Origin of the sequence: Priestia sp. YIM B13490, assembly GCF_042787735.1 — a bacterium.
GTDB lineage: Bacteria > Bacillota > Bacilli > Bacillales > Bacillaceae_H > Priestia > Priestia megaterium.
This window is the reverse complement of record NZ_JBHZOT010000005.1, coordinates 89072-101204: the sequence shown is the minus strand read 5'-3', so window position 1 is coordinate 101204 and position 12133 is coordinate 89072. Positions and strand designations below refer to the sequence as shown.

Here is a 12133-nt window from a genome sequence, read left to right as displayed (position 1 = left end):
AAGAAAATTCAATGCGGTGATATAATAACTTTTGTTTAGAGTATCGAAATAATTGGAGGTTAAACCGAATGACAACAAAACTATTTTCACCTTATACAGTGAAAGATGTAACATTAAAAAACCGAATTGTAATGTCACCAATGTGTATGTATTCATGCGAAAAGGAAGACGGCGTAATAACCGACTTTCATATGGTTCACTACACAACTCGTGCGGTTGGACAAGTAGGTCTCATTATGGTTGAAGCCTCAGCTGTCGTGCCACAGGGTCGTATTTCAGCTCAAGACTTGGGAATTTGGAATGATGAACAAAAAGATGGATTAACGAAACTTGTGACACAGCTAAAAGAAAACGGTGCAAAAACAGCTATTCAACTTGCACACGCAGGACGTAAAGCAACTGTTGAAGGCGATATTTATGCTCCTTCCGCTATTGCTTTTGATGATAAAAGTAAAAAACCTGTGGAAATGACCACAGAACAAATTCATGAAACGATTTCTGCCTTTAAAGAAAGCGCTCGACGCTCAAAAGAAGCTGGATTTGATATTATCGAACTTCACGCTGCACACGGTTATTTAGTACATCAATTTCTATCGCCGCTAAGCAATAAACGCAGCGACGAATATGGCGGCAGCGCAGAAAATCGCTATCGTTTCTTAAAGGAAATTATTGAAGCTGTGAAAACAGAGTGGGACGGCCCTTTATTTGTCCGTGTTTCTGCTTCTGACTATACAGAAGGCGGATTAACAGTCGATGATCACGTTGCATTTGCAAAATGGATGAAAGAACAAGGCGTCAACTTAATCGATGTTAGTTCCGGTGCTCTTGTACACGCTCCAATCAACGTATACCCTGGCTATCAAGTGCCGTTTGCAGATAAGATTAAGCAGCAGGCAAATATTGATACAGGCGCAGTTGGATTAATTACAACAGGACGACAAGCAGAAGAGATTCTGCAAAGCGAACGCGCTGATTTAATTTTTGTTGCGCGCGAACTTCTGCGCGATCCGTACTTCCCGCGCACGGCGGCAAAAGAACTAAATGAAACAATTTCAGCACCCGTTCAGTACGAACGCGGATGGTAAAAAAAAGACGAGGATATCCTCGTCTTTTTTTATGAAATCGTAAACCGTTTCAAATCTTCTGCTATGTCGGTATTTGGAAAAATTTCTTTTGCTCCTTCTGCTAGCCGGCTGACTGCGTCTCCTTGGTAACGCGAACTAATATGAGATAAAATAAGACGCTCGGCCGATGCTGTTTTAGCGATTTCAGCGGCTTCTTTTGCAGTAGAATGAAAATAGTTGTAAGCAAGCTCCTCGTCTCCCGCTGAAAAAGTAGCTTCATGGACTAAAACATTTACATGCATAGCAAGCTGAACACTTTGCATGCACTTTCTTGTATCTCCTAAAACCGTGATGACCTTCCCTTTTTTAGGCTCTCCTACAAATTCTTGACCATTGATTATACGCCCATCTTTTAATACTACTTCTTTCCCTTCCTTTAACTGCTGATAATGAGGCCCCGGGGGAATATTCATCTCTTTTAAACGCTGAACGTCCAGTGATCCTGGTAAATCTTTTTCGACAATTCGATATCCATAAGATAAAATGCCATGTTCAAGTTTGCCAAACTCCACTGAAAAAGTTTCATCTTCAAAAATCGTTCCACTTTCACTTTCCTCTTCTATTTCAACAATCTCTAGAGGATATTGCAGATGAGTTTGACTTACAGCCAGCGTGACTTCAATAAATTCTTTAATTCCTTTTGGCCCGTATACAGTAAGCAGCGATTCTCCGCCTTGAAACGAACGGCTTCCAAGGAGTCCAGGCAATCCGTAAATATGATCACCGTGAAGGTGCGTAATAAAAATTTTCTCAATTCGCCTCGGTTTAACGGTTGTATGTAAAATTTGATGCTGAGTTGCTTCTCCACAATCAAAAAGCCACACCGCCCCTCTTTCTTGCAAAAGTTCGAGCGCAAGAGATGAAACATTCCGCTGTTTCGCCGGTACTCCTGCACCCGTTCCTAAAAATAACAATTCCATTTTCTACTTCCTCCTTCACACGCACAAAAAGCCTGTAAGTATATTATACAGGCTTTTTGCAAACTTACCTATTTGATGCTGTCAAGCGCATACGTAATAGTAGCTAATAACAGCTCAATATCACTTTCCTCAATGTTGAGAGGCGGCGAGAGGGTGAGAACATTATTATAGCCGGCCACCGTTGCTCCATTTTTCCCAATAATGACTCCTTTGCTTTTGCATTTAGCAATCACTTCATTTACAAGATTAACGTCTAACGGTGCCTTCGTTTGTTTATCAGCTACAAGTTCAATTCCAATTAAAAGCCCTTTACCCCTTACGTCTCCAACGTATGGGTGGCTATCGATAAGCGGCTTTAGCTCACTTAATACGTAAGCTCCAAGCTGTTTAGAACGGTCAAAAAGATTTTCTCTCTCCATAATTTCTAAATTCTTTAATGCCAGGGCACACGCAGCTGGACTTCCTCCAAATGTATTAACATGGCGAAAATACTCGTACTGATCGTTATCTTTGAACGCTTCATAAATTTCTTTTTTAACAGCAGTTGCAGAGAGGGGAAGATATGCGCTTGTAATTCCTTTTGCCATGGTAATGATATCTGGTTTTACATCGTAATTCATAAAACCAAAGGCTTCTCCTGTACGTCCAAAGCCGCAAATAACTTCATCTGCAATTAAAAGTGCACCGTGTTTTTCACACGTTTCTTTTACGCCTTTCATATAATTTTGAGGCGGTAAAAGAATTCCTCCTCCTGTAATAATTGGCTCCATAATAACAGCGGCAATCGTTTCACTTAGCTCCCACGTCATAACATTGTCAATATCTTTTACAGATTGAAGCTGTTCTTTCGGTGCATCGTAGTCATCTTGCCCTCGGTACGAATCAGGCGGAGCAACGTGAATAAAGCCAGGGGCAAGCGGTTCATATTTATATTTACGCTGAGCTTGGCCCGTTGCTGCTAGTGCGCCCATTGAATTCCCATGATACCCTCGGTAACGCGAAATAAATTTGTAGCGAGAATGCTCTCCTTTTTGCTGATGGTACTGACGCACAATTTTAAAAGCCGTTTCATTTGCTTCAGATCCGCTGTTTGAAAAGAAGATAACATAGTCATCACCTAGCATTTCATTTAGCTTCTCTGCCAGTTTGATAGCAGGTACGTGAGATTGAGTGAGGGGAAAATAAGCCAGTTCTTTTAGCTGCTCATAGGCTGCGAGCGCTAACTCATCCCGTCCATACCCGGTATTTACACACCAAAGCCCTGCCATTGCATCTAAATAGCGATTTCCTTGCTCATCTGTAATCCAAGCACCTTTTGCTTTTGTAGCTACCATCGTTGCATCCGGACTGTATGGTTTCATTCCATGCCATACATACTGCTCATCTTTTGCACGCAGATCTTTTTCATTTTGACTGACCTGTACCATCTTATCCACTCCCAAATCGCTAGCGCGGTATTTTTTTTCTGTATGAAAAGACTTCGACAAAATGCCGAAGCCACTTGCTATATTCATCTATATGTTAAAAGTCAAAGCGTGATGTAACCATCTTTTTACGTGTAAAGAAGTTCAAACCGTCTTTGCCGTTGACATGCAAATCTCCGTAAAAAGAGTCTTTCCAACCGGAGAATGGGAAGAAGGCCATTGTAGCAGGTACTCCTACGTTAATACCGAGCATACCAGCATCTGCTTCTTCTCTAAATTGACGCACCGCTTTTGCATCTTTGGTATAAATCGTTGCTCCATTTCCAAAACGGGATTTTTCCATATAGCGAAGTGCTTCATCTAATGTGTCAGCACGAAGCAAGCTTAGTACAGGTGCAAAAATCTCTTCTTTAGCAATGGTCATATCAGGAGTTACGCGGTCAAAAATTGTTGCTCCTAAGAAATTGCCTTCCGTATGTTCATCCATTTCTTTACGTCCGTCACGAATGAGTTCCGCTCCTTCTTTCATGCCAAGTTCAATATAATCCAGCACCTTATCACGGTGCTCTTTTCGAATCACAGGCGTTAGAAGCACTTCATCATCAAAGCCGCTTCCCATAATTAATTCATCTGCTTTTTGCTTTAATTTTGCGACGAATTCATCGCCTTTTTCACCAACCACGACCACGGCGCTGCACGCCATGCATCGCTGGCCGGCACTTCCATAAGCGGAGCTGATAATATGTGATACCGCTTTATCCATATCGCAGTCTGGCATCACAACATGATGATTTTTAGCTCCAGATAAAGCCTGAACTCGTTTCCCTTGAGATGCAGCTTGTTCATAAACATATTTTGCTACCGGCTGCGATCCGACGAATGAAATCGCTTTAACTTTTTCATGCTCTATTAATCCGTTCACAACGTCGTGTGCCCCGTGCACAATATTTAATAATCCATCCGGTGCTCCTGCTTCTGTAAAAAGTTCAGCAAGTCGCGTTGCTAAAAGCGGCGTTCGCTCAGACGGTTTTAATACAAACGCATTTCCACATACAATGGCAAGAGGGAACATCCAAAGCGGTACCATCATCGGAAAGTTAAAAGGTGTGATGCCGCCAACGACACCCAGTGGAAAACGGAACATCTCAGAATCAATTTCTTCCGCTATGTTATTTAATGATTCCCCCATTAATAAAGTAGGAGCACCCGCGGCAAACTCCACGCATTCAATACCGCGCTGTACTTCACCGTAAGCTTCTTTAAAAGCCTTGCCGTTTTCTTGTACCACTAATTTAGCTAACTCTTCATGATGCTTAACTAGTAAATGCTGAAACGCAAACATTAATCTTGCTCGTTTTGGAGCAGGAACGTTACGCCATGTTTCAAATGTTTTTTGAGCTGTTTCCACCGCATTGGCTACGTCTTCTTTTGTAGAAAGCGGTACTTTTGCAATGACTTCGCCCGTCGATGGGTTAATTACCTCTCCAAATTTTCCCCCTGCCGTATCAACCCATTTTCCGCCCACGTAATTTTTTAAAACTTGCGTATCATTATTCACAACTGACATATCGCTTGGCCTCCTCAAAAAATAAGAAATGACAAATCTACCTTTATTATTGAATAAATAAATGGTGGTTGCATTAGACAAAATGTGAAACAACTCTAGATTCTCGTTTCACATTTTGCGCAGTGAACTAGGAGAAAGCATGAACTAAAATGAACATATAGTAAAATCAGCCTCAACATAAAAAAACAGCTGTTTCCAGCTGCTTACTTATCCGTTTATAAATTCCGCGCGCGACTTTTTCATCATAAACAAATATTCATATGCCATAATCATAAACTCAATTGCCAGTCGTTTTTCCGGCTCCATAAAGTCTTCACCCAGCAGCTTTTCTAGTTTTTCAATACGGTGATACAGCGTTTGCCGGACAATGTATAAACGCTTAGCCGTCTCTTGTTTAGATCCGTTGCATGCTAAATAAATTTTTAATGTTTCCATGAGTTTTGCATTATACGTTTCATCATATGTAATAACGGGCTGCAGATATTCAAACACCACTTCCTGTAAGTCTTCATGCTGATGTAAAAGCGAAATAATCCGGTACATATGCAAATCATCATAAAAATGAATAATGGTTTGTTTTTGCAGCATTTCTTGAATCGAAATTGTTTCTTTAGCCGTTTCATAGCTTTTATGCATGCAGTCAAGCTGTTCACAGTATTGGCCAATTCCGATAAAGCTAATGGCGTTCCTCTTTGAATTTTCATCCGATTCATATTGATTCATCCAGCGATGAAGGCTGTTTTCTAATCTCTCTCTCCACGTGCTAACCATTCGTTTGTTCAAAAGAATAAATAATACTTCGCGATTTCGCTCGGAGACTAATAAGTGAAAGCCTTCTTGTTCAAAAATGCTTCGCAAGATCAGCTTAAAATACGTTCGATCAAACTTCTCCCGCCTTTGCCACTTACAGCAAACAACGACACCTCCGCGAATAGGCGAATCTGAACACACTTCGTGCATAGAGTCTTTTATTTGTTCAAGAGTTAACTCTCCGTTCATCCATTTTGTCATCCATTCGGTTTCATCTACTCTTTTTTTCTCTTCGACATATAGGTCCTTCAAAAAATGCTGAGCAAGTGCAGTCGCCGTTCGGTCAACGGTGAGCACTTCAAGTTCTGTTAACGCTTCATTTATAGAAGCAACATATAGCTGAGCATAATCTTGTCCTAATAAATGAATAGGCTGCTCAGTAAAATGCGGACTTTCATTTTCCCTGCTTATATAATGAAGTAGAAGCTGCTGTTTGAGCAAGTCCATCTCAGGAGCAAAGGTAAGCAATTCATTTGAAACTTTAAGGCCGACAAGAAGCCCCGTAGATTCATATAAACACTGTAAGATGAGGGCCGGATCATTAACTGTTAACAGCAGCTGATTTAGCCTATGAGAATACTGTTCTAAATCGGAAATCATTTGATAGTGCTGATTAATTAAAAGCGAGTGAACATCTTGCGTAATTTCAACGAACGGAACTTCCTCGTGAAATAAAATAATCGGAAAATCATATTCGTTCGCTTTATCAATTACAATTTGCGGAATCTTAGAAGTATAAGTGCCAAGTTCAATACACAGTCCTGATGCCTTGCAAGAAATTAATTGCTGAAGAAATGATAAACAAGATTGAGAATCTTCTCCCCAGCCTACCCCTGTTGATAAAATGAGCTCGTTTCCTTTTAGCAGCTCATTAATGCGCGTCACTTCCATCACGTGCACCCACTTAACAGAATTAGTAAGCCCTTTCTCTCCAGCTATTACTTCACAGTTTACAAAATGTTTCCTTGTTAAAATCTCTGTTACTGTTAAATATGATTTCAAGTCAACACCGCCCCTAGCGAATTTCACATCATGTCTCCTGGATCATTAACGCGTATTTCGCACATGTGTAGAACAAAAGCTATATCTTCTTACATTATATTAAATATTTAGAAGAAATAAAATATTTAATGAAAGAAACGAAAAAAGCTGTAACGATAATGGATCGTTACAGCTTCTGAGCTGTTTGCTGTAATTTATTAAAAAAACCTTGGCGTTTAACCGCTTGTTCTTTAATTCGATGAATTTCTTTTTTATAAAAACGCAAATCTTGTAGTGACACTGCATTTAACATTTCCATTTTTAATTTATCAATAATTTTTGTTTCTTCCTGTGTCATACACTGCATAGCTTGATCCATCCGTGTCACACCCTTTTCGTATTTAATAGATTTAGTTTGAAAACGTTCTACTATAATATTTACTACAATTTACTAGATAACTAAACCTTTTCTCTTTCGATGTAAACGAAATGTAACAACTGTAATACAGTCAATGGATAATATCTAGTTATTTTGTTTCACATCCAAAACGAAAAAAACATAAAAACGGATCACTTTTGTCAGACAATATAGTAAAAAACTTATAGGGATTAGTAAACAAATAAAGAGATTGAAACATAATTAAAATTCCAATCAACAGCTAGAAGCACCTACGTACATGAAACCTACGTTCACCCTAGCAATAAAAAAATCCGAACGATTCATCGTTCGGATCTTCCTTCAGCTAAAATAATTTTGTCCCGGCCTCCGTTTTTATACTTGTTGAATCAGTACGGATGAAAAATATTTTCTAGCATCCGCCGTCAATATATGAAGGGTTTCTTGTTCGGTTTGGTTATTTTCGATGCGTTCAAACGTCACAAATGCCCCGCTTAGATTCTCCATTACGGCTGTTATTTTAAATCCTTTTTGCAGCAAAAAATCAATCTTTTCTCGCTCTGCCATATATTCATGGTAACTTGACATTTCCCTGCCCCCGATCTATTTCTTCATCTGTTTTTATAACATTAATTTTTCAGCTTCGTTAGCCGTGTTTAACTCATTAAACTTTGCTCGTTTTGTAAATTGTCCGTAGCCTTTTTGACCGACAAATTGCTTATCTTTTACGATAAATTCCCCGCGGCAAAGTACTGAAACCGGCTCACCCGTGACTTTCATTCCCTCAAATGCGCTATAATCGACTGCCATATGATGCGTATTTGCTGAAATCGTACGTTCAACAGAAGGGTCAAATATAAGCAGATCCGCGTCTGCGCCAACCGCTATTGTTCCTTTTTTCGGGTAAAGTCCGAACAGCTTAGCAATTTTTGTTGATGTTATATCTACAAACTGATTGATATTAATTCGTTTCTTCACTACTCCTTCTGAAAATAAAATACTCATGCGATCCTCGATAATAGGGCCTCCGTTTGGAATTTTCGTAAAATCTCCTTTTCCCAGATCTTTTTGACCGTTAAAATCAAACGAACACTGATCTGATCCAATCGTTTGCAAGTCGCCATTACGCAGAGCATTCCACAAAACATCTTGGTTCCATTTTTCACGTAAAGGCGGCGACCATACGTATTTTGCTCCTTCAAAATTCGGTTTTTCTAAATAGGTTTGGTCAAGCGTCAAATATTGCGGACACGTTTCGCCCCAGATATTTACGCCTTTTTCCCTTGCTTCAGCAATCTTTTTAACCGCTTCAGCGCACGACACGTGAACAACATAGAGCTGTGAGTCAGCCAGCTCCGTTAGCACCGCGGCTCTTCCCGTAGCTTCTCCTTCTATTTCTGGAGGACGAGTCAGTGCATGATAGATAGGATCGGTTTGTCCTTGTTCTAGTGCTTGTGCCGTTAAATACTCAATAACATCTCCATTTTCAGCATGTACCATCACAAGCGCCCCTAGTTTTTTAGCTTGCACTAGCGTTTGATAAAGGGTAGCATCGTCTGCTTGAAAAACATTTTTATAGGCCATGAACACTTTAAAAGAAGTAATTCCCTCTTTTTCAATAATCGTAGGAAGCTCATTTAATACATCTTCCGTGATTTCTCCAATCATTAGATGAAAGCTATAATCGATAGCCGCTTTTCCTGTCGATTTTTCATGCCATGTGCCGATCGCTTTTTGCAGCGGTTCGCCTTTATTGGTTAAGCAAAAATCAATAACAGTTGTCGTGCCTCCAAAAGCTGCTGCTCTTGTACCTGTTTCAAAGTCATCTTTTGTAACGGTGCCTCCAAACGGCATATCTAAATGAGTATGAGGATCGATGCCTCCTGGAAATATATAGTTACCTTTTGCATCAATCACTTCACAGCCCTGCTCTTCAAATGCCGAGCCAATTGCCGAAATAACTCCATTTTCAATTAAAATATCGGCTTTATACGTATCTGTTGCTGTGACTACCACACCATTTTTAACGATTTTCTTCATTTCTTCATCCCCTTTGTATTTATACGTCTAATCGCTGTGCAGCCGTCGCTTGTAAAGCAGCTTGGCGTTCATTCCACGTCATTGGAGGCTGTTCATTCGGTAATTCAACCATGGATATAGCCCCGTCCACCGGACATACAATCGAACATAAATTACAGCCTACACAATCTTCTTCTCTTACTTTTAAATAAGATTTCCCTGAAGGGTCTTTCAGCATATCAATACATTGGTGAGAAGTATCTTCACAAGAAATATGACATTTATTGCAGTTAATACACGTCTCCGGATCGATGCGAGCCACTACTTTATAATTGAGATCTAAGTTGCCCCAGTCGGAATATTTTGAAACGGCTTTCCCTACAATATCACTTACTTTTTCGATTCCTCTTTCATCCAAATAATAATTGAGACCTTGAATCATATCCTCTACAATGCGGAACCCGTGATGCATAGCAGCTGTACATACTTGCACACCTGTAGCACCCATGAGCATAAATTCGACGGCTTCTTGCCAGTTCGAAACGCCTCCCATACCTGATATTGGAACGTTAATAAACGGACTTCTCGCACATTCAGCAACCATGTTTAATGCAATCGGCTTAACAGCCGGGCCGCAATAACCTCCGTGAGCGCCTTTTCCTGCTACGTGTGGAATCGTATTCCATGAATGAATGTCTACTCCTGCTAAACTATTAATAGTGTTAATCATGCTCACAGCGTCAGCACCGCCTCGAACCGCTGCTTCTGCTGTAACGGTGATATCTGTGATATTTGGGGTTAATTTAACAATGACCGGCGTTTGGGCAACTTCTTTAGCCCAATACGTTTGTTTTTCAACCAAATCTGGGACTTGCCCAGAGGCAGCACCCATCCCTCGTTCTGCCATCCCATGCGGACACCCAAAGTTCAGCTCTAATCCATCCACTCCTACGTCTTCTACTTTTTTGACAATTTCATGCCATTTTTCTTGCTGAGGCTCTACCATAAGAGAGGCAATAATTGCGTGGTTAGGAAACTTCTTTTTCGTTTCATAGATTTCCTTCAAATTAACTTCAAGAGGACGATCGGTGATTAACTCAATATTATTGAAGCCGGCTACGCGCTGACCGTTGAAGCCAACGGCAGCAAATCGTGAGGAAACATTTAAAATCGGATCACCAAGCGTTTTCCAAACTGCGCCTCCCCATCCTGCTTCAAATGCACGCTGCACTTGATAACCTGAATTGGTTGGCGGTGCGGATGCCAGCCAAAACGGATTTGGTGATTGAATACCTGCTAAATTTGTTGTTAAATCTGCCATAGATTTCTCCTCCTCCTGATTTTAAGCTGTTTCCATTGTTTCTTTTGTTAACTGCATATGAATATTTAACGCCGTTTGTTTTCCTTGCTGAGCAGCGGTCACAACCATTGCTTCTCCTTGCCCTTTACCAAAAATAACGTCTCCGCAAGCAAATACTTTTGGATTGGATGTTTGAAACGTCTCTTGATTAATTAAGACAACTCCGTCTTCATGATGCAGCTGAAATTGTTGAATCAAAGACAGGTACCGTTCTTGACCAATTGCTTTAACAACAGCATCGACTGGAATGGTAAACGTTGAACCTTCAACAGGAACAGGCTTTCTTCGGCCGTCTGCATCTGGATCTGTTAACGTCATTTTTACACATTCAATCCCGCTCACCTTATCATTTTCATCTCCAATAATTCGTATAGGAGCCGTTAACCAGCGGAATTCAACACCATCTTGTTTCGCAAATTCAAATTCAAAATCATAAGCCGTCATTTCTTCTCGTGTACGACGGTATAAAATTTGAACATTTTCAGCCCCCAAGCGCACGGAACACGTAGCACCATCAATCGCAGTATTTCCCGCACCAATGACGGCAACACGCTTACCCACAAATTCTGTCGATAACGCTTCTGACTTCGTTTTTTTCACAAAATCAATCGCATCATACACACCGTCTAGCTCTTCACCTTCAACATGTAGAGAAGGCACCTTGCTCATACCAATAGCTAATACAACCGCGTCATACGACTGCAGCAATTCGCTTGGAAGAATATCTTCTCCAATTCTTACGTTTGTTTTAATTTTCACATCTAAATTTTTCACTTGTTCAACTTCCCAGAATGAAATCGCTTGAGGAAGACGAAACGACACGATTCCATATGTATTTAACCCTCCTGCTTGTTTTTCCGCTTCAAAAATGGTTACGTCATACCCAAATCGGGCCAGTTCTCTTGCTGCAGAGAGACCAGCCGGACCCCCCCCAACAATTGCTACCTTTTTGCCGTTTGCTCTTCCTTTCTCAAACAGCACCTGTTCATTTTGAATAGCCCAATCCGTTGCGTAGCGCTGCAAATCTCCAATCATAATTGGTTTGGTTGAATGGTTAAGCACACACGCTCCTTCACATAGTTCATCGGTTGGACAAACTCTCGAACAACTTGCTCCTACAGGATTAGAAGACATAATCGTTTCGGCAGACCCCTTTAAATTGCCCGATGCAATTTTTTTAATAAACGTCGGGATGTCAATTCCTGTAGGGCATGCCTGAATACAGGGTGCATCATAACAGTACAAACATCGATTAGATTCTTCGACCGCTTCTCTATTTGACAACCCTTTTTCTACTTCATTAAAGTTTTGAATGATGGACTGCAAACTTTCCTGTGATCGCATTGCATCAACCTCCCAAGGATATCTGTTGATAAAACTAAAATTGAAAGCGCTTACATATTTTTTATATACGTTATTCTCAACTTCTACTTTGGTAAAATGTATTACTAACTTTATTGTACAAAACGACCGTCTTTTCTTCATTATACATTATGTTAAAAAATTCAGACTATTTACTATTCACTATGTA

Annotated in this window: 10 protein-coding genes; 1 reads left to right on the top strand and 9 read right to left on the bottom strand. The window is 40.4% G+C overall.

The genetic code is table 11. From position 1 onward, the window contains the following. Nucleotides 1-68 precede the first annotated feature (68 nt). Complete coding sequence (namA, locus tag ACFX4R_RS16765; protein WP_043976298.1) at nucleotides 69-1085, top strand: NADPH dehydrogenase NamA; 1017 nt, start codon at nucleotides 69-71, stop codon at nucleotides 1083-1085. Nucleotides 1086-1114: 29 nt separating this feature from the next. Here the strand turns inward: namA and rnz are convergent, their stop codons facing one another. The 9 genes from rnz to ACFX4R_RS16720 all read right to left on the bottom strand — a co-directional run bounded on the left by rnz (nucleotide 1115) and on the right by ACFX4R_RS16720 (nucleotide 11946). Next, nucleotides 1115-2044: a ribonuclease Z gene (rnz, locus tag ACFX4R_RS16760; protein ID WP_377569979.1), complete on the bottom strand. Its 930-nt coding sequence runs from the start codon at nucleotides 2042-2044 to the stop codon at nucleotides 1115-1117. A gap of 68 nt (nucleotides 2045-2112) precedes the next feature. Next, the gene (locus ACFX4R_RS16755) at nucleotides 2113-3471 is read right to left on the bottom strand and encodes an aspartate aminotransferase family protein (protein ID WP_377569976.1); all 1359 of its coding nucleotides are present in this window, start codon (nucleotides 3469-3471) and stop codon (nucleotides 2113-2115) included. Between the two features lie 94 nt (nucleotides 3472-3565). Beyond that, entirely contained in the window at nucleotides 3566-5035 is a 1470-nt protein-coding gene (locus ACFX4R_RS16750; RefSeq protein ID WP_043976292.1) for a CoA-acylating methylmalonate-semialdehyde dehydrogenase, read from the bottom strand. A 207-nt stretch (nucleotides 5036-5242) separates the two neighbouring features. Beyond that, nucleotides 5243-6874 carry a PucR family transcriptional regulator gene (locus tag ACFX4R_RS16745; RefSeq protein WP_162214940.1) on the bottom strand — a complete coding sequence of 544 codons (1632 nt, stop codon included), beginning with the start codon at nucleotides 6872-6874 and terminating at the stop codon, nucleotides 5243-5245. 139 nt (nucleotides 6875-7013) lie between these two features. After that, nucleotides 7014-7205: a hypothetical protein gene (locus ACFX4R_RS16740; RefSeq protein ID WP_013084957.1), complete on the bottom strand. Its 192-nt coding sequence runs from the start codon at nucleotides 7203-7205 to the stop codon at nucleotides 7014-7016. Between the two features lie 393 nt (nucleotides 7206-7598). After that, nucleotides 7599-7811 carry a hypothetical protein gene (locus tag ACFX4R_RS16735; RefSeq protein WP_097824572.1) on the bottom strand — a complete coding sequence of 71 codons (213 nt, stop codon included), beginning with the start codon at nucleotides 7809-7811 and terminating at the stop codon, nucleotides 7599-7601. Nucleotides 7812-7844: 33 nt separating this feature from the next. Beyond that, nucleotides 7845-9263, bottom strand: a complete 1419-nt coding sequence (gene hydA, locus ACFX4R_RS16730) for a dihydropyrimidinase (protein ID WP_165575812.1) — start codon at nucleotides 9261-9263, stop codon at nucleotides 7845-7847. Nucleotides 9264-9282: 19 nt separating this feature from the next. Next, complete coding sequence (gene preA, locus ACFX4R_RS16725; protein ID WP_097824574.1) at nucleotides 9283-10563, bottom strand: NAD-dependent dihydropyrimidine dehydrogenase subunit PreA; 1281 nt, start codon at nucleotides 10561-10563, stop codon at nucleotides 9283-9285. A 21-nt stretch (nucleotides 10564-10584) separates the two neighbouring features. Beyond that, complete coding sequence (locus ACFX4R_RS16720) at nucleotides 10585-11946, bottom strand: NAD(P)-dependent oxidoreductase (protein ID WP_043976281.1); 1362 nt, start codon at nucleotides 11944-11946, stop codon at nucleotides 10585-10587. Between the last annotated feature and the right edge of the window lie 187 nt (nucleotides 11947-12133).

What these genes read in the sequence shown, in the direction of transcription:
- ACFX4R_RS16740 (WP_013084957.1), bottom strand. Translation starts at nt 7,205, where the DNA reads ATGGATCAAGCTATGCAGTGTATGACACAGGAAGAAACAAAAATTATT.
- ACFX4R_RS16755 (WP_377569976.1), bottom strand. Translation starts at nt 3,471, where the DNA reads ATGGTACAGGTCAGTCAAAATGAAAAAGATCTGCGTGCAAAAGATGAG.
- ACFX4R_RS16720 (WP_043976281.1), bottom strand. Translation starts at nt 11,946, where the DNA reads ATGCGATCACAGGAAAGTTTGCAGTCCATCATTCAAAACTTTAATGAA.
- ACFX4R_RS16735 (WP_097824572.1), bottom strand. Translation starts at nt 7,811, where the DNA reads ATGTCAAGTTACCATGAATATATGGCAGAGCGAGAAAAGATTGATTTT.
- rnz (WP_377569979.1), bottom strand. Translation starts at nt 2,044, where the DNA reads ATGGAATTGTTATTTTTAGGAACGGGTGCAGGAGTACCGGCGAAACAG.
- ACFX4R_RS16750 (WP_043976292.1), bottom strand. Translation starts at nt 5,035, where the DNA reads ATGTCAGTTGTGAATAATGATACGCAAGTTTTAAAAAATTACGTGGGC.
- hydA (WP_165575812.1), bottom strand. Translation starts at nt 9,263, where the DNA reads ATGAAGAAAATCGTTAAAAATGGTGTGGTAGTCACAGCAACAGATACG.
- namA (WP_043976298.1), top strand. Translation starts at nt 69, where the DNA reads ATGACAACAAAACTATTTTCACCTTATACAGTGAAAGATGTAACATTA.
- preA (WP_097824574.1), bottom strand. Translation starts at nt 10,563, where the DNA reads ATGGCAGATTTAACAACAAATTTAGCAGGTATTCAATCACCAAATCCG.